The organism is Serratia sp. HNCC26DJ206, assembly GCF_057180605.1.
Window position 1 is genome coordinate 125,599 of sequence record NZ_JBXUGP010000010.1, and the last position, 17,516, is coordinate 143,114.

Annotated in this window: 16 protein-coding genes; all 16 read right to left on the reverse strand. The window is 51.3% G+C overall.

Going from position 1 to position 17,516, the window contains the following annotated elements:
* Nucleotides 1–25: 25 nt before the first annotated feature.
* The gene (locus tag AC2A1E_RS08885; RefSeq protein ID WP_484383440.1) at nucleotides 26–1,414 is read right to left on the reverse strand and encodes an ABC transporter permease; all 1,389 of its coding nucleotides are present in this window, start codon (nucleotides 1,412–1,414) and stop codon (nucleotides 26–28) included.
* Between the two features lie 24 nt (nucleotides 1,415–1,438).
* A complete protein-coding gene (locus AC2A1E_RS08890) occupies nucleotides 1,439–2,122 on the reverse strand; it encodes an ABC transporter ATP-binding protein (RefSeq protein WP_484383441.1) in 684 nt (227 codons plus the stop codon).
* A gap of 578 nt (nucleotides 2,123–2,700) precedes the next feature.
* A complete protein-coding gene (glmS, locus tag AC2A1E_RS08895; RefSeq protein WP_484383442.1) occupies nucleotides 2,701–4,530 on the reverse strand; it encodes a glutamine--fructose-6-phosphate transaminase (isomerizing) in 1,830 nt (609 codons plus the stop codon).
* Between the two features lie 226 nt (nucleotides 4,531–4,756).
* Complete coding sequence (glmU, locus tag AC2A1E_RS08900; protein WP_484383443.1) at nucleotides 4,757–6,127, reverse strand: bifunctional UDP-N-acetylglucosamine diphosphorylase/glucosamine-1-phosphate N-acetyltransferase GlmU; 1,371 nt, start codon at nucleotides 6,125–6,127, stop codon at nucleotides 4,757–4,759.
* A gap of 293 nt (nucleotides 6,128–6,420) precedes the next feature.
* Nucleotides 6,421–6,840: a F0F1 ATP synthase subunit epsilon gene (locus tag AC2A1E_RS08905; RefSeq protein WP_459400647.1), complete on the reverse strand. Its 420-nt coding sequence runs from the start codon at nucleotides 6,838–6,840 to the stop codon at nucleotides 6,421–6,423.
* A 21-nt stretch (nucleotides 6,841–6,861) separates the two neighbouring features.
* Entirely contained in the window at nucleotides 6,862–8,244 is a 1,383-nt protein-coding gene (atpD, locus tag AC2A1E_RS08910) for a F0F1 ATP synthase subunit beta (RefSeq protein ID WP_459400646.1), read from the reverse strand.
* A 98-nt stretch (nucleotides 8,245–8,342) separates the two neighbouring features.
* Complete coding sequence (atpG, locus tag AC2A1E_RS08915) at nucleotides 8,343–9,206, reverse strand: F0F1 ATP synthase subunit gamma (RefSeq protein ID WP_459400645.1); 864 nt, start codon at nucleotides 9,204–9,206, stop codon at nucleotides 8,343–8,345.
* Nucleotides 9,207–9,263: 57 nt separating this feature from the next.
* A complete protein-coding gene (gene atpA / locus AC2A1E_RS08920; RefSeq protein WP_459400644.1) occupies nucleotides 9,264–10,805 on the reverse strand; it encodes a F0F1 ATP synthase subunit alpha in 1,542 nt (513 codons plus the stop codon).
* A gap of 12 nt (nucleotides 10,806–10,817) precedes the next feature.
* Nucleotides 10,818–11,351 (reverse strand): F0F1 ATP synthase subunit delta, encoded by a 534-nt coding sequence (gene atpH, locus AC2A1E_RS08925; RefSeq protein WP_484383444.1) that lies wholly within the window; start codon nucleotides 11,349–11,351, stop codon nucleotides 10,818–10,820.
* Nucleotides 11,352–11,365: 14 nt separating this feature from the next.
* Complete coding sequence (gene atpF / locus AC2A1E_RS08930) at nucleotides 11,366–11,836, reverse strand: F0F1 ATP synthase subunit B (protein ID WP_076943874.1); 471 nt, start codon at nucleotides 11,834–11,836, stop codon at nucleotides 11,366–11,368.
* Between the two features lie 58 nt (nucleotides 11,837–11,894).
* The gene (gene atpE / locus AC2A1E_RS08935; RefSeq protein WP_004393045.1) at nucleotides 11,895–12,134 is read right to left on the reverse strand and encodes a F0F1 ATP synthase subunit C; all 240 of its coding nucleotides are present in this window, start codon (nucleotides 12,132–12,134) and stop codon (nucleotides 11,895–11,897) included.
* Between the two features lie 49 nt (nucleotides 12,135–12,183).
* Nucleotides 12,184–12,960, reverse strand: coding sequence for a F0F1 ATP synthase subunit A (gene atpB / locus AC2A1E_RS08940; protein WP_459400642.1), 777 nt, complete (start codon nucleotides 12,958–12,960; stop codon nucleotides 12,184–12,186).
* A gap of 23 nt (nucleotides 12,961–12,983) precedes the next feature.
* Complete coding sequence (atpI, locus tag AC2A1E_RS08945) at nucleotides 12,984–13,367, reverse strand: F0F1 ATP synthase subunit I (protein ID WP_484383445.1); 384 nt, start codon at nucleotides 13,365–13,367, stop codon at nucleotides 12,984–12,986.
* 637 nt (nucleotides 13,368–14,004) lie between these two features.
* Entirely contained in the window at nucleotides 14,005–14,625 is a 621-nt protein-coding gene (gene rsmG, locus AC2A1E_RS08950; RefSeq protein WP_459400640.1) for a 16S rRNA (guanine(527)-N(7))-methyltransferase RsmG, read from the reverse strand.
* Nucleotides 14,626–14,763: 138 nt separating this feature from the next.
* Complete coding sequence (mnmG, locus tag AC2A1E_RS08955) at nucleotides 14,764–16,653, reverse strand: tRNA uridine-5-carboxymethylaminomethyl(34) synthesis enzyme MnmG (protein WP_484383446.1); 1,890 nt, start codon at nucleotides 16,651–16,653, stop codon at nucleotides 14,764–14,766.
* Between the two features lie 381 nt (nucleotides 16,654–17,034).
* Entirely contained in the window at nucleotides 17,035–17,475 is a 441-nt protein-coding gene (mioC, locus tag AC2A1E_RS08960; protein ID WP_484383447.1) for an FMN-binding protein MioC, read from the reverse strand.
* Nucleotides 17,476–17,516 lie beyond the last annotated feature (41 nt).

A 17,516-nucleotide genomic window follows, 5' to 3' on the forward strand; every position in this document is an offset into this window, starting at 1 on the left:
CCTCCCACCATCCATTGTGATGGGATCAGGCATGGCGCAGTGCTTGTACAATATGAACGTTTGCCGCTCGCCGGGCTGGCCACCAGGATGAAGACACTGCGGCAACCATCAGAATAGCCAACACGCTTAGCAGCATCGTCCATTCCCCCCAAATACGAATCTTGATTGGGATTGGTGCAATCACCCCCGGCGGATGCCAGGTCAGGCCGGAGCGATTGATGAAATAAGCCAGAAACAGCGAAAGAATAATGCCTGTCAGACAACCAATAATGCCCAGCAAAATGCCTTCATTCAGGAACAGGCGCTGAATATCCTGACGCTTCAGCCCCACCGCACGCAACGTACCGATTTCAATCGTGCGCTCCAGCACCGCCATACTCATGGTGTTGCTAACGGTGAACAGCGCAATGCACAAGATGAGCGCCAGCAGAAAATGGAATATCTTGCCGAACATATCCAGGATCTGGTTGTACAACGGCTGCAACTGAGAAAAGTCATAAACAGCCAGAGGTTCATCGGCCAACGTAGTTTTAAATAACTGCTGCAAACGAGCGCGAGCCGCTTCCAATTGTTCTGTATTATGCAGTTGCAGAGTAATTGCCGTGACTCCCGCTTGGTCACGACCAAATACCAGTTGCTGGGCTTGTGCCAGATGAATACCGACGTAGCTGTCATCCAACTCTCTGGCGGCCTGCGGCTGGACGGCCTCAACCTGCACACGAATGATATTGGGCGCTCCGCCCACCGAGGCAGCCAACAGCTCGATTTGATCCCCGGTTGATGGTTTCCTTTCCTCCCGCGTCTGCTGCGCGAGTAGCATCAGATCGTCAGGAAGCGCCGTTGTGTTGTTCTCTGCCGGGGTCACCGAACTGCCACAGGGTTGGTCAGCGATAAAATCACATAACTGCAACATACGCGCCACGCCTGCGCCGATCATCGCAGCATCAGGGTCATGTTCGTTGAGGGTCCTCTCCTGCCTCCCTTCGCCGAGATGGTACTCATCCCATTTGTTCAGTGCTTCCTGGCCCGCCGCTTCGCTGCCATAAATCAATACGGGGCGGGAAGTGCCAGCGGCATAATTTCCGGCAATGCCATTGAGGATCAGCACCGGGGTTTTAACTACCACCATCTGGCGTAACTCGGGATCCTGTTCAATCTGCGCCATGATTTTCTGGTGGTTTTTGATGCTATATTCTGCCGGGTTGGCCGAACCATTCAGCAAGTAGTCTTTATGTTGTATTTGCAGATGGCCAGTATCACGGACAAAGGTCGTTTGCAGACTGTATTCAATAGAGCGGTTATAGCCACCAAATAACAGAATGCCTACGGCACCAACGGTAATAGCACAAAGGGTCGATAGCGTTCGCCGTCTGTTACGCAGTAAGTTGCGTAAGGCCAGCTTGAATGTTTGCATAATGATTTTTCTCCAGCGGGAAACTTACTGCATTGCAATGCGGGTAACATTGCCATCATGTACCTGATAGAGATCGTCGGCTTCTGCAACAACCTGCGGATCATGGGAGGAAAAGACCACCGTCACCGAATGTTCCTGCTGCAAACGCCGCAATAACTGCAAAATAGAGTTGCCGGTTTTGCTGTCCAGATTAGCCGTCGGTTCATCGGCCAGTACCAGGGAAGGGCGGTGAATAAGAGCCCGGGCAATTGCGACGCGCTGGCGTTGACCACCAGAGAGTTGCCCTGGTAACGATCGTGCTTTTTCAGCCAAACCGACGGTTTCCAGCATATTCATGATGGCGGATTTCCGCTGTGCAACCGTTGTACCTTGCAAGATAAGCGGGATCTCAACGTTTTCCCAAACGCTCAAGACGGGGATTAAATTAAAATTCTGAAAAATAAACCCAAGGTTACGGGCGCGAAATGCACTGCGTTGATCGTCATTCAAGCGTGACATTTCCTGCCCGGCAATCACCAGGCTGCCTTGATCGGGACAATCAATCCCACCAATAACATTCAATAACGTCGTTTTACCACTCCCAGATTGACCAGATAATACGGTGAAACGTCGCGAGGCGATTTTTATATTAATATCTCTTAATGCCTCAACCTTGGACTGCCCCAATAAATAGTTTTTGCAAATCCCTTTAATCTCCACTGCCCACATTTTCTTTAATTCCTTTTAAATATAAAACATCAATTCAAGAAAGAGGCAATAAAATTAGTCTAACACAAGTAAAAATACAAATAACACATTGACTCTATCCAATTAAGACCCTACTGCATCTTAACAAAGCATATAGATATTTGTACACTAAGGCTACGACAACATATTCTAAGTTTTCTCCTAAGCATTAATCTAATTATATTTTAACCATATCATCAAGGCAACCAACGCCAAACACCCTCAGTATAAAAGTGATATCGCTTTCTTAACCCTAAGACCACCCTGAATAACATACAGAAAAATAAGGATATTTTTATTAATGAAGCGATTCCACAAAATTAATGCATTATTAATGTATCTTATAAAGTTGCAGGTAAGTAAGATAAGAATAGCTATTAATATACTGACGTGATCGGGTTAAAAAAAACAGAATGATTAACAGAAAAACAAGAAAAATCTTAACAAAGCTAAGGTACAGCAGATAAATCACACGTTCTAACTTTTTGCTAAGCTGAATAGATTGATAAAAAAACCGGCACACAGGCCGGTTTTTGACGTTATTGGCAGAACCCCATCCATCACTCTACGGTAACGGACTTCGCCAGGTTACGCGGCTGATCTACGTCAGTACCTTTGATCAGCGCCACATAATAAGACAGCAACTGCAACGGTACGGTGTAGAAAATAGGCGCCACGATCTCTTCAACGTGTGGCAATTGAATAATGGTCATGCCTTCGCTGCTGACAAAACCGGCATCCTGATCGGCAAACACGTACAACTGACCACCGCGCGCGCGCACTTCTTCGATGTTGGACTTCAGTTTTTCCAGCAGTTCGTTATTAGGGGCCACCACAATCACCGGCATATCCGCATCAATCAACGCCAATGGGCCATGCTTTAACTCGCCAGCAGCGTAGGCTTCCGCATGAATGTAGGAGATCTCTTTCAGCTTCAGCGCCCCTTCCATCGCGATCGGATACTGATCGCCACGGCCAAGGAACAGCGCGTGATGCTTGTCGGAGAAACCTTCCGCCAGCGCTTCAATGCTCTTATCCAGCGACAGCATCTGCTCGATACGTGCTGGCAGCGCCTGTAGGCCGTGGACAATTTCATGCTCAACGCTTTCAGCCATGCCCTTCAGGCGGCCAATACGCGCCACCAGCATCAACAGCACGGCAAGCTGGGTGGTGAAGGCTTTGGTTGATGCCACACCGATTTCAGTACCCGCTTTGGTCATCAGTGCCAGATCGGATTCACGCACCAGTGAAGAACCAGCCACGTTACACACCGCCAGTGAACCCAGGTAACCCACTTCTTTCGACAGACGCAGCGCAGCCAGCGTATCGGCGGTTTCACCGGACTGAGACAGGGTGATAATCAGGCTACCAGGACGCACAGCGGATTTGCGATAACGGAATTCAGAAGCGATTTCCACGTCACAAGGCACACCAGCCAGCGATTCGAACCAGTAACGCGCCACCATGCCAGAGTGATAAGAGGTACCACAGGCGATAATCTGTACGTGCTGCACTTTTGCCAGCAGTTCATCAGCGCGTGGGCCCAGTTCGCTCAGGTTGATCTGACCATGGCTGAAACGCCCCTCGAGGGTGTTTTTCAACGCCATTGGCTGTTCAAAAATCTCTTTCTGCATGTAGTGACGGTACGCGCCTTTATCACCGGCATCGTATTGCACCTGAGATTCGATCTCCGGGCGCTCAATGGCGTTACCCTGCTTGTCAAAAATGTTGACCGTGCGGCGGGTTACTTCCACTACGTCGCCTTCTTCCAGGAAGATAAAGCGGCGAGTCACCGGCAGTAACGCCAGTTGATCGGAAGCAATAAAGTTTTCACCTACGCCACGGCCAATCACCAGCGGGCTGCCTGAACGAGCGGCGACCAGCACGCTAGGATCGCGGCTGTCCATCACCACCGCGCCGTACGCGCCACGCAGTTGCGGGATCACGCGCTGAACCACTTCCAGCAACGTACCGCCCTGCTTCTGCTCCCAATGCACCAAGTGAGCAATCACTTCGGTATCAGTTTCTGAGCTGAAGCGGTAACCGCGCTCGATCAGCAGTTCACGCAGCGGTTCGTGGTTTTCGATGATGCCGTTATGCACCACGGTGATGTAATCAGAAATATGAGGATGCGCATTCGCTTCGGTTGGTTCACCGTGCGTTGCCCAACGGGTGTGAGCAATACCGGTTCCCCCGTGCAGAGCATGATGTTCTGCCGCTTCGGCCAGTTTTTGCACCTTACCGACACGGCGTAAACGGCTGACGTTACCTTCGGCATCAACCACGGCTAAACCCGCAGAGTCATAACCACGGTATTCCAAACGACGTAAACCTTCCAACAGGATTTCTGCAATATCACGTTGCGCTACTGCGCCTACAATTCCACACATCAGTTTGTATTCCTAATTAAACGCCTTTCGGGGCGCTTTCGATGCCTTGACCTGATTTTGCCGGTTTTTTACCGTGCATCCCCGAGCCTGTAGATGGTGGGGTTATTATGTTTTGCTCTGTGCTTTACTGCGAAAGTACAGAGCAAAACAGGGGATGAGAGTGGCGTATCCCCCCCTCACCCCAGCCCTCTCCCCAAAGGAGAGGGAGGAAAACCCAATAGCATGGTTACTTTTTCTTCACCGGGCGCTGCCAGCCTTGAATATGCACCTGCTTAACGCGGCTCAGCACCAACTCATCTTCAGCGATATCCTGCGTAACCGTCGTACCAGCAGCGATAGTGGCACCTTTCCCCACCGACACCGGAGCTACCAGTTGAGTATCAGAACCAACGAACACGCCGTCACCAATAATGGTCTTGTATTTGTTGGCACCGTCGTAGTTACAAGTGATAGTCCCGGCACCGATATTCACATCCGCACCGATCTCAGCATCACCCAGATAGCTCAGATGACCTGCTTTGGAACCTTTACCTAACCGCGCTTTCTTGATTTCTACGAAGTTGCCGACGTGCGCGCCTTCAGCTAATTCTGCACCAGGGCGCAGGCGGGCAAACGGGCCAACGGTACAAGCTGCTTCCAGCAGTGCATCTTCCAGCACGCTGTAAGGGCTGATCTCGCTGTCATCACCAATCACGCAGTTTTTCAGCACGCAACCGGCACCAATCTTCACGCGATGGCCCAGCTTAACCTTACCTTCAATAATGACGTTGGCATCAATGGAGATATCGCGGCCATGCTCCAGCTCACCACGCAGGTCGAAACGCGCCGGATCCAGAAGCATGACGCCAGCCAGCAGCAGTTTTTCAGCCTGTTCGGCCTGATAGACACGCTCCAATTGCGACAATTGCAGGCGGTTGTTCACACCTTCAACTTCGCTCAGGCGCGAAGGATGTACCGTTTCAATCTTTTTACCGTCGGCATGAGCCAAGGCGATAATATCGGTGATGTAGAACTCACCCTGCGCATTATCGTTGTTCAGCATCCCCAGCCAGCGCTTCAGATCGCCGCCATTAGCCACCAGGATGCCGGTGTTGATTTCATTAATCTGGCGCTGCTCATCGCTAGCATCTTTATGTTCTACAATACCAACGACATCGCCATTATTACGCACAATACGGCCATAGCCGCTCGGATCATCCAGTTTCACCGTCAGCAGGCCAATGCCGCCCTGCGGTTTTGCCGCCAACAGGCGCGTCAGCGTATCAACTGAGATCAATGGAACGTCGCCGTACAGCATCAGAATGTCTTCATCGTCGGCAAAATGTGGGGCCGCCTGCTGCATCGCATGGCCAGTTCCCAACTGTTCTGCCTGTAGCACCCAGTTCAGCGCCTCATCCTTCAATCTGCTTTTCAGCAGTTCTCCACCGTGACCATAGACCAGATGAACATTTTGCGCGCCCAGCTTCATGGCTGCATCAATGACGTGCTGCACCATCGGCTTGCCCGCCAACGGATGTAACACTTTGGGAAGATCGGAATACATGCGTGTTCCCTTGCCCGCGGCGAGGATAACCACGCTCATTGCGCTGTTCGACATAAGCAACCTGATAACTCCATTTTGATAGACGGAAGTAAAACCGTTTGGTGATGAAAATACTACATATTTCTCTGCACGAATTCAGCACAGGCCGCATGGCTCTAGGCGTGCCGCTAATCGAGCCGATCCCATTTTACAGCAGAAAAACTGTCGGCGATCGGAGACGCTTAATTCCACTGGACGCGCTAATACAGCACAATGTAAGCCCGGTTGAAACGCTTATTTTAAAGCAAAAAAAAAGCGACCACATGGGCCGCTTTCTTATTCTGGGAGTTGTATGCAACTCTCGGATTTTACATCGCTTTTCTGGTGAGCTCGATAACGCGCAGTTTCGCGATCGCTTTCGCCAGTTCAGCGGATGCCTGAGCATAGTCGACGTCGCCATGAGAGCTACGGATGTGCTCTTCAGCTTTACGCTTCGCTTCCAGCGCTCTTGCTTCGTCGAGGTCCGTTCCACGGATGGCAGTGTCCGCCAACACGGTGACCACACTCGGCTGTACCTCAAGGATACCGCCGGACAGGTAGATGAACTCTTCTTCACCGTGCTGTTTAACAATACGCACCATGCCAGGCTTGATGGCAGTCAGCAGCGGCGCATGGCCAGGGAAAATCCCCAGTTCGCCTTCGCTGCCTGTAACCTGGATCTTCTGCACCAGGCCGGAAAACATCTTCTTTTCCGCGCTGACAACATCCAGATGGTAAGTCATAGCCATATCACCCTCCTTCTCAAGGCGTTACAGTTTCTTGGCTTTTTCCACTGCTTCTTCAATGGTGCCAACCATGTAGAACGCCTGCTCCGGCAGGTGGTCATAGTCGCCGTCCATAATGCCTTTGAAACCACGGATGGTGTCTTTCAGCGATACGAACTTGCCCGGAGAACCGGTAAAGACTTCTGCCACGAAGAACGGCTGAGACAGGAAACGTTGGATTTTACGCGCACGGGATACCACCAGCTTGTCGTCTTCTGACAGCTCGTCCATACCCAGGATCGCGATAATATCTTTCAGTTCCTGATAGCGTTGCAGAATAGACTGCACGCCACGCGCTACGTCGTAGTGCTCCTGGCCAACTACCAGCGGATCCAACTGACGGCTGGTAGAGTCCAGCGGGTCAACGGCCGGGTAGATACCCAGAGAAGCGATGTTACGGCTCAGTACCACGGTTGCATCCAAGTGAGCAAAGGTGGTGGCTGGTGACGGGTCAGTCAAGTCATCCGCAGGAACGTAAACGGCCTGTACGGAAGTGATAGAACCGGTCTTGGTTGAGGTGATACGTTCTTGCAGAACGCCCATCTCTTCCGCCAGCGTTGGCTGATAACCTACCGCCGATGGCATACGGCCCAGAAGTGCGGACACTTCGGTACCGGCCAGGGTATAACGGTAAATGTTATCCACGAACAGCAGAACGTCACGACCTTCGTCACGGAACTTCTCAGCCATGGTCAGGCCAGTTAGCGCAACGCGCAGACGGTTACCTGGTGGCTCGTTCATCTGGCCGTAAACCAGGGAAACTTTGTCCAGTACGTTGGAGTCGTTCATTTCGTGGTAGAAGTCGTTACCCTCACGAGTACGCTCACCCACGCCCGCAAACACCGAATAACCGGAGTGCTCGATCGCGATGTTACGGATCAGCTCCATCATGTTTACGGTTTTACCTACACCCGCACCACCGAACAGACCAACTTTACCACCCTTGGCGAACGGGCAGATCAGGTCCATGACTTTGATACCGGTTTCCAGCAGATCCTGGGAGCTGGACAGCTCTTCGTAGCTTGGTGCCGGACGGTGAATCGCCCAACGCTCTTCTTCGCCGATGTCGCCCTTCATGTCGATTGGTTGACCCAATACGTTCATGATACGACCCAGAGTCGCTTTACCTACCGGTACTTCAATTGGGTGCTGCAGGTTAGTCACTTTCAAACCGCGACGCAGACCGTCTGAGGTCCCCATGGCGATACAGCGAACCACGCCACCACCCAGCTGTTGCTGAACTTCCAGCACCAGTGTCTCGGTGCCGTTTTCGACCTCAAGAGCATCGTACACTTTTGGTACGGCATCCTGAGGGAACTCGACGTCCACTACGGCGCCGATTACCTGGATAATCTTTCCAGTAGCCATCTTGAATCCTCTACGTAATTCGTTTACCCGGCCTATTTCAAATTGCTGGTGCGTTGACTGCCTTCCCGCAATCTGAACTATTTAGGGTAATAACCTGGTTAAACCGCGGAGGCTCCCGAAACGATCTCGGTGAGTTCCTGAGTGATGCTGGCCTGACGCGCCTTGTTGTATACCAACTGCAGCTCTTTGATCAGGCTACCGCCGTTATCGGTTGCGGCTTTCATCGCGACCATTCGTGCGGCCTGCTCGCTGGCCAGGTTTTCCACGACGCCCTGATAAACTTGCGATTCCACATAGCGGCGCAGCAAGGTATCAAGCAGCACTTTTGGATCGGGTTCATACAGGTAATCCCAGGATTTTTTCTTCAGTTCACCGTCATCTGAAGGCGGTAATGGCAGAAGTTGCAGTATCTGCGGTTCCTGGGACATCGTATTAACAAATTTGTTGCTGACGATGTACAGCTTGTCCAAACGACCTTCGTCGTAGGCTTGTAGCATCACTTTCACTGGACCGATCAAGTCCGACAGAGAAGGGTTATCCCCCATGCCGGTCACCTGGGCAACGACTTTGCCACCCACGGAACCAAAGAAAGAGGCCGCTTTTGAGCCAACCAGCGCCAAATCAGCTTCGACGCCTTTTTCAGACCAGCCTTTCATCTCTGCCAGCAGCTTCTTGAACAGGTTGATGTTCAAGCCACCGCAGAGACCACGGTCAGTAGACACCACCAGATACCCGACGCGCTTAACGTCACGCTCATCCAGGTACGGGTGCTTGTATTCCAGATTCCCTAACGCCAGGTGACCGATCACCTCGCGCATGGTTTCTGCATAAGGACGGCTGGCCGCCATGCGTTCCTGCGATTTACGCATTTTGGAGGCGGCGACCATCTCCATCGCTTTAGTGATCTTTTGCGTGTTTTGCACGCTAGCGATCTTACTACGTATCTCTTTTGCGCCGGCCATCTCTGCTTCTCCTCATTGCCAGCGGCCTGCCGTCTTTCAACAGCAGGCCGCTATGCGTTACCAGGACTGGGTTGCCTTGAAGCTATCGAGGATGCCTTTCAGCTTGCCTTCGATCTCATCGTTATAAGCACCAGTTTGGTTGATGTGGTTCAGCAGCTCAGCATGCTCGCGATCCGCATAGGCAACCAGAGCGGCTTCGAAGCTCACGACTTTCGCAACTTCAACGTCGTTCAGGTAGCCACGCTCGGCAGCAAACAGCACCAGAGACTGTTGTGCGACAGACATCGGCGCATACTGTTTCTGTTTCAGCAGCTCGGTCACTTTCTGACCGTGGCTCAGCTGTTTGCGGGTTGCATCGTCCAGATCGGAAGCGAACTGAGAGAACGCTGCCAGTTCACGATACTGTGCCAGTGCGGTACGAATACCACCGGACAGTTTTTTCATGATCTTGGTCTGTGCTGCACCACCCACACGAGATACGGAGATGCCTGGGTTAACTGCCGGACGGATACCGGAGTTAAACAGGTTGGATTCCAGGAAGATCTGACCATCGGTAATTGAGATTACGTTGGTCGGAACAAACGCGGAAACGTCACCCGCCTGGGTTTCAATGATCGGCAGAGCGGTCAGTGAGCCAGTTTTCCCTTTAACTTCACCTTTGGTGAAGGCTTCAACGTATTCAGCGTTAACACGCGCTGCACGCTCCAACAAACGGGAGTGCAGATAGAATACGTCACCAGGATAAGCTTCACGACCTGGTGGACGACGAAGCAGCAGGGAAATCTGACGATAAGCAACGGCCTGTTTGGACAGGTCATCGTAAACAATCAGAGCATCTTCACCGCGGTCACGGAAGTATTCACCCATTGCGCAACCGGCATACGGAGCCAGGTATTGCAGTGCAGCAGATTCAGATGCGGTAGCCACAACCACGATAGTGTTGGCCAGTGCACCGTGATCTTCCAGTTTGCGCACCACGTTAGCGATGGTGGACGCTTTCTGGCCGATAGCCACGTAAACACATTTGATACCGGAGTCGCGCTGGTTGATGATCGCATCGATCGCCAGAGCGGTTTTACCGGTTTGGCGGTCACCGATCACCAGCTCACGCTGGCCACGGCCGATTGGGATCATGGCATCAACAGACTTATAACCGGTCTGCACAGGCTGATCGACCGACTGACGCTCGATAACGCCAGGTGCGATGGTTTCAACCGGAGAGAAGCCGTCATGCTCAACCGCGCCTTTACCGTCGATAGGTGCACCCAGAGTGTTGACCACGCGGCCCAGCAGGCCACGGCCAACCGGAACTTCCAGGATACGGCCGGTACATTTTACCTTCATGCCTTCGGCCAGATCCGCGTACGGACCCATGACCACGGCACCTACGGAGTCACGCTCCAGGTTCAATGCGATTGCATAACGGTTGCCTGGCAGTGCGATCATCTCGCCCTGCATTACATCGGCCAGACCGTGTACGCGGATGATCCCGTCACTGACGGAAACGATAGTACCTTCATTGTGAGCTTCGCTCACCACATTGAACTGAGCAATGCGCTGCTTGATCAGTTCGCTGATTTCGGTGGAATTCAGTTGCATGCTCCAGTCCCCTTAAGACTGCAAGACGTCTGCCAGGCGTTCAAGACGACCGCGAACGCTGCCATCAATCACCATATCGCCAGCACGGATAATTACGCCGGCCAGTACAGACTTGTCAATTTTGCAATTCAGCTTAACTTTGCGTGACAGACGTTTTTCCATCGCAGCGGCAATATTGGCCTGCTGTTTATCGCTCAGTGCGCTCGAAGAGAGCACGTCGACTTCGATAGTGGATTCCAGCGCAGCGCGCAGTTCAATGAACTGTTGCAGTACCGCAGGAAGAACCAGTAAACGTCCATTTTCGGCCATTACGCGGATAAAGTTCTGGCCATGTTCGTCGAGCTCATCACCACATACCGCAGTGAACGTTTTGGACAGCGTATCTGGTGCAACAGCACCGGAAAGCAATTCGGCCATCTGTTCATTACGGGTGACTTCAGCAGTAAACGCCAGCATTTGCTGCCAGCGCTCTACGCTTTGGTTCTCAACGGCAAAGTCAAAAGCTGCTTTGGCGTAGGGGCGAGCTACAGTAACAAATTCAGACATCAGCCCCTCCCTCCTTACAGTTCAGCGACCAGTTTATCAACGATGTCGCTGTTAGCAGCTTCATCCACGGAACGTTCGATAATCTTCTCGGCGCCAGCAATTGCCAGCATCGCGACTTGCTTACGCAACTCTTCACGAGCGCGCTTACGTTCAGCTTCGATCTCAACCTGAGCCTGCGCCACGATTTTGTTACGTTCCTGCTCGGCTTCTGCTTTCGCTTCATCCATGATCTGAGCTTTGCGTTTGTTGGCTTGCTCGATGATCACCTGAGCTTCTGCTTTAGCAGTTTTCAGTTGGTCGGTCGCATGGGCTTGCGCTAAGTCCAAATCTTTTTTGCCACGCTCTGCAGAAGCGAGACCGTCAGCAATTTCTTTCTGACGCTTCTCAATGGCAGCCATGATCGGCGGCCATACATACTTCATACAGAACCAGACAAACAGGATGAACGAGATAGCCTGGCCGAGGATTGTTGCGTTAAGATTCACAGCACAATGCCTCTTTAAAAGTTAATAATGTGGTTTCTTTGTCGAAAACCATCTCGACTTACGCGACAGCAAACATCACGTACAGACCCAGACCCACAGCGATCATCGGGATGGCGTCAACCAGACCCATAACGATAAAGAACTGTGTACGCAGCAGAGGAATCAGATCAGGCTGACGTGCAGCGCCTTCCAAGAATTTACCACCCAGGATGCCGATACCGATCGCAGCACCGATTGCCGCTAAACCCATCATAATAGCGGCAGCCATGTACAGCAGATCCATATTCAGGTTTTCCATGACAGTCTCCAGTTTATTTCAGTTTAAAAGTGCAAGTGTTTTAAGAAAATCAGTGCTCTTCAGATGCCATCGACAGATAGACAATCGTCAGAACCATGAAAATAAAGGCTTGAAGCGTAATGATCAGAATGTGGAAGATCGCCCAAGGCAAGCTCAGGATCCACTGTGACCACCACGGCAACAGGCCGGCAATAAGGATGAAGATCAACTCACCCGCATACATGTTGCCGAACAGTCGCAGACCCAGAGAAACAGGTTTGGACAGCAGGCTGACACCTTCAAGAATCAGGTTGATTGGAATAAATAACGGATGGTTGAACGGCTGCATGGTCAACTCTTTAGCAAACCCGCCAATGCCTTTCATTTTGATGCTATAGAACAGAATCAGGACAAATACGGCCAACGCCATTGATAACGTGATGTTAACGTCAGCGGTAGGTACCACACGCAGCGCAGGCAGGCCTGCCATCGTACCGAGGTGCGGCAGGAAATCTACCGGAATCAGGTCCATCATGTTCATCAGGAACACCCAGACGAACACGGTCAGCGCCAACGGTGCGATCACCTTACTCTTACCGTGATACATATCTTTCACGCTGTTGTCGACAAACCCAACGAGCAATTCAACAGCGGTTTGCAGCTTGCCGGGAACGCCGCTGGTGGCGCTTTTGGCCACTTTGCGGAAAATTGCCAGGAAGACAACCCCGAGAACAACAGAGAAAAACATTGAGTCGAGGTTAATCGACCAGAATCCCGTCCCGATCTGAAGATGCGTCAGATGGTGACCGATATACTCCTGTGGAGTGTTGATTGCTCCTGCAGACATGATGCCTCTTACCCTTTATTGAGTTAAGTTCGGTAACGGTTAATCACGGTCGGTGCCACTATCTGCACCACTAACACCGCTAAATAGGTTATGCCAAGCGGGACAAAAGCCGCTTTGAACACCCCAAGCGCCACGATCAACAACACAATGGTGATCACGACCTTCAAACCCTCGCCAACAGCAAACGACCATGCAACCCTACCGGGTGCTGGCGTTTGCGCCTGATGGCGCAAGGCAAACAGCATAAACATGGCATTAGGCAACCAGGCAGCAAAACCACCCGCCAACGCCGAACCGCTCCATTCCAGGCTTTTCAGCCCGAAAGCAGCGCTGATCAGAACAAAAGTCATTAACTGCAGGAACAGCAGCTTGCGTGCAACTTTTCCGCTGTAAAGGGACACAGACATGACGTTTGTTCTCTCCGTACCCCAAGGGGTATGCTGAGTGACGTATGAAACTGTTTTTGCTGTTTTGGGGCAAACAGCCAAAAACGAGCAAATTATACGGGCCACTCCAACGAATTCAATCGATAAGTAGCGAAAAGGTGAACAATTATTTAAATTTCCCTTTTTCGAGCTATTTTCACAAGAAAACGGTCGGAATAATCGTACAGGTTTAATTGTCTGATTATTCCAGTGTTGCGTCAGGAAACGTGCGGCTGATCACAATAATAACCATCACTGATTTATACCCCACCCAAGCAGCCAGAGTCTTTAGCTAATCGAGCGGTAAAAAATTATTATAAATCAAAATATTGCAAGTTAACCCTTCAGAAACAATCCTTCTACCCGAGAAAAACCTTCTATTGACATTCTCAGGATGAATTTCGCAACAGTAAATCAACATCGACAGCAAGGCTGAATCTTTCGCACATTGTTACTAACGTGACTATTGCATTCTGCAATTAAGCGATTGTCAGTAATCAAGTCATCGTCTTAGGTTAATCAAGAGTCAATTGACTAAAAAATCGCTCATTTAATTAGCCCGCTTATCTTTACATTCCATACGATCATTTAACAGAGACTTATTTGATTCTGAGCAAACTTAGTTGGCCTTTAGTACTACCAGATGCCGTTCACCTTCCAGTTCAGGAACATGTAAACGAATTACAGATTCCAAACTAATACCTTCTGGCAATTGCGTCAGTTCGTCTTCTGGGCGAACGCCTTTCAGCGCATAAAAACGCCCCTGCCCTTTTGCTGGCAAGTGATGACACCAGGCCAGCATGTCCTGCAATGAGGCAAAGGCTCGGCTGATGACCCCATCAAACGGCGGCTCTGCCGGAAAGTCTTCCACACGGCTCTGTACCGGTTCGATATTTTTCAGCCCCAGTTCATGCTGCACCTGGCGCAGGAAGCGTACGCGCTTACCCAAGCTGTCTAACAGCGTGAAATGCGAGTCTGGCCGCACGATCGCCAACGGGATCCCCGGTAGTCCGGGGCCAGTACCGACATCGATAAAACGTGAACCTTGCAGATGAGGGTTAACCACGATGCTATCGAGAATATGACGCACTAACATTTGCTGCGGATCACGCACCGAAGTGAGGTTATAGGCTTTATTCCACTTGTCGAGCATACCGACATAACCCAGCAATTGCTGTTTTTGTTGATCGGGAAGCGCAATTCCTGCCGCTGAGAGCAGCGAATCTAATTTTTTCTGCACAACGGAATCCTCTGACAGAAGTGGAACAGCAAGCCAAAACCGTGCTGGCCCATGAGGCGACTATGATAATTCAGGCGTGGGATGATGTCAGCGGCCGTTTGCTCAGTAGATAAGCAAACGGCCAGATAAACGTAGGGTTTATGCGCTGCGGCGCAACAAGCCCTGCTTTTTCAGCCAGATCAGCAGAATGGAAATGGCGGCCGGGGTGATACCCGAAATGCGAGACGCCTGGCCGATCGAGTTCGGTTTGTGATCGTTAAGCTTGGCGATCACTTCGTTCGATAACCCGGAAACCTGGCGATAGTCGAGATCCAATGGCAGCAGGGTATTCTCGTTGCGCTGCTGTTTATCGATCTCTTCCTGCTGGCGCACGATGTAGCCTTCATATTTCACCTGAATTTCCACCTGTTCAGCGGCTTGCGTATCCGCCAGAGCGGGGGCAAAAGCGGCAACACCGGTCAACTGGGTATAATCCATTTCAGGGCGGCGCAGCAGTTCTTCGCCATTAGCTTCGCGTGACAGCGGGGCTTTCAGCAGTGCGTTAACCTGCTCCACGTTTTCGGAATGTGGATGTACCCAGATATCGCGCAAACGCTGACGTTCCTGCTCAATATGCTCTAATTTTTCGTTGTAACGGGCCCAGCGGAGATCGTCTACCAGCCCCAGTTCACGGCCTTTTTCGGTCAGACGCAGATCGGCGTTATCTTCGCGCAGCATCAAGCGGTACTCGGCACGTGAGGTAAACATACGGTACGGCTCTTTGGTGCCCAAGGTACTGAGATCGTCCACCAGTACGCCCAAATAAGCCTGATCGCGTCGTGGTGACCAGCCTTCGTCTTCCGTGGCATAACGCCCGGCGTTTAGACCGGCCAGCAAACCTTGCGCTGCGGCTTCTTCGTAACCGGTGGTGCCGTTGATCTGGCCAGCGAAGAACAGCCCCTGAATAAATTTGCTTTCCAGCGTGGGTTTCAAATCGCGTGGATCAAAGAAATCATACTCAATGGCGTAACCAGGACGAACGATACGCGCGTTTTGCATTCCTTCCATCGAACGAACGATCTGCATCTGCACGTCAAACGGCAGGCTGGTGGAAATGCCGTTGGGATAGATCTCGTTGCTGGTGAGCCCTTCTGGCTCCAGGAAGATCTGGTGTGAATTACGATCGGCGAAACGCATCACTTTGTCTTCGATCGATGGGCAGTAACGTGGCCCGATCCCTTCGATGATCCCAGCGTACATCGGGCTACGATCGAGGTTATTGCGGATCACATCATGGGTTTTTTCGTTGGTATGCGTGATATAGCACGGCATTTGCTGCGGATGTTGGCTGGCATTGCCCAGGAATGAAAACACCGGGCTCGGTGTGTCGCCATGTTGTTCAGCCAACACGCTGAAATCGATAGTTCGTGCATCGATACGTGGTGGCGTACCGGTTTTCAGGCGATTAACGCGCAGCGGTAATTCACGTAGGCGCTGTGACAGTGAGATCGACGGAGGATCGCCAGCACGGCCACCGCTGTAGTTCTCTAGGCCAATATGGATCTTGCCATCCAGGAAAGTCCCCACCGTCAGCACTACCGCTTTGGCACGGAACTTCAGCCCCATTTGGGTAACCGCACCTACCACCCGATCGTTTTCTACGATCAGATCCTCAACCGCCTGTTGGAAGATCATCAGGTTCGGTTGGTTCTCCAGGGCGGTGCGGATCGCCAGGCGATACAATACACGATCGGCCTGAGCACGGGTTGCCCTGACTGCCGGGCCTTTGCTGGCGTTTAGTATCCTAAACTGGATACCGGCATGATCGATCGCCGTGGCCATCAAGCCGCCGAGTGCATCAATTTCTTTAACCAGATGCCCTTTCCCAATACCGCCGATCGCCGGATTACAGGACATTTGTCCCAGCGTATCGATATTGTGAGTCAGTAATAAAGTCTGACGACCCATGCGTGCCGCAGCCATGGCCGCTTCGGTACCGGCATGTCCACCACCGATGATGATGACGTCAAATTGCTCTGGATAAAACATGGAACTGCACCTCGAAGTACTTGCGAACGATCTTGATCTGCCCTGGGGGGAGGATTCTACTCAAGTTTAGACGATCGACCAAGCGGTCAGGATCGTGGGTAATTAAAAGAAGATCTTTTTTATTTAAAGATCTCTTTATTAGATCTCTTATTAGGATCGCGATCCTCTGTGGATAAGTGATTATTCATCATGAAGATCAGCAGATTAATGAGGATCGATTGCTGTTAATGATCGGTGATCCTGGCCAGTATAAGCTGGGATCTAAATAGCATGTTATCCACAGCATGGAAAGCGTACAGCAGTTGTTATTGGGATAACTACGGGTTTTACCCTGCTTATAAGCCTAGTTATACACAATCGTTCGCCTGATCTTTGAACAAATTAGAGTAAATTAATCCAATTCCTCACCCATTCCTCGGCAGGATCCTCGGGAATTTCGTGTTGGGTCACGTCGATCTCGAGTCGATCGCCGATCCTTTTCGCTCCACGAGCCACTAAAAGATCGTCGATCTGTTTGATCGCACCACAGAAGGTATCGTATTCAGAACTGCCCAAACCGACGGCACCAAATGTGACTAAGGAGAGATCGGGTTGCTGTTCTGCAATTTGTTCCAGCAGTGGTTGCAGATTATCCGGTAAATCTCCGGCTCCGTGGGTGGAGGAAACCACCAGCCAGCGGCCATTCAGCGCCAATTCATCTAATTCAGGGCCATGCAGCATTTCCGTAGAGAAACCTGCTGCTTCGAGCTTTTCCGCCAAATGTTCAGCGACGTACTCAGCACTGCCGAGCGTACTGCCACTGATCAGAGTAATGTCTGCCATGAATGATCCCAACCTTGCCGAAGAGGCAGCATTGTACGCTG